This is a genomic window from Pseudoflavonifractor phocaeensis, assembly GCF_016901735.1.
Lineage (GTDB): Bacteria > Bacillota > Clostridia > Oscillospirales > Oscillospiraceae > Pseudoflavonifractor_A.
Genome location: NZ_JACLZC010000167.1, coordinates 1 through 807, shown reverse-complemented (window position 1 = coordinate 807; position 807 = coordinate 1). Strand labels below are relative to the sequence as shown.

The following is an 807-nucleotide window of genomic DNA, read 5'->3' as shown; positions in this document are numbered from 1 at the left end:
CCCGGAGACCTCCCAGCCGTTTTCAATCGTATCCTGCCAGCTTTCGCTGCAGGTATTCTTCCAGATTGTCAAGCCCTACCGCCTGTACTTCCGGCAGCACTTTTTCCAGCACTGCGCCCTCCTGAATGAGCCGCCTTGTCCGGGCTTTTCGCTCCTTCACCCGGTCCCGTGCCTGGGCTTCCTCCAAGCGGTGCTTTGCCTGCAACAGTTTCTTTTCTTCACTTGTCATAGATTTACCTCCGTTTCTGCCTCGTCGTCGCAAGCTGTGCATCCTTCGCTTCCGCACAGGTGCGAAAGCTCACTCGCTCCGCTGCTCCTCCTCTCCCCACAAAGGCATCGCCTTTGCGGGGACCCCAATAAATGTCATACCCCAGCACTTCGGCCAGCTCCACAACCTCCTTGTAGCGGATGGATTCCCGCTGGAGCTTGGCCGACAGGTTGGAAACACTGTCCGACCAGCCGTATTCCTCATGGAGCCGGTCAACTACCTCCTGCATGGTATATCCCGCCCGGACGATCTGTGCCTTAATCTCATTGCGTACCGTCATCATCAAAAATCCTCCTACATTTACTTGATAAAAAAGCGAAGCTGGTACGCCTTCTGGCATAACCACTTCGCTGTGTCGTGAAAAATCCCCTTGTCACCAAATCCGTTCAGAATTGCCGGTGTGATGTCCTGTCCATAAGCCGCACCTTCCGACTTTTCCGTTCCGTGTGACTTGGCTTGAAACCGTGCATTTTCCCATGATTTCATGCACCCGGTTCATCAGGGCGAGAAGCACGGTTTCGCAAAATAATTTCTTCCAA

1 protein-coding gene and 1 pseudogene are annotated in these 807 nt (G+C 53.8%); both read right to left on the bottom strand.

Annotated elements, in window-relative coordinates; all coding sequences use genetic code 11:
* Positions 1 to 22: 22 nt before the first annotated feature.
* Positions 23 to 229 (bottom strand): DUF3847 domain-containing protein, encoded by a 207-nt coding sequence (locus H7U37_RS15055; protein ID WP_204876975.1) that lies wholly within the window; start codon positions 227 to 229, stop codon positions 23 to 25.
* A 112-nt stretch (positions 230 to 341) separates the two neighbouring features.
* Positions 342 to 548: pseudogene (locus tag H7U37_RS15050) on the bottom strand (LLM class flavin-dependent oxidoreductase); the annotation flags it as partial.
* Positions 549 to 807: the final 259 nt, after the last annotated feature.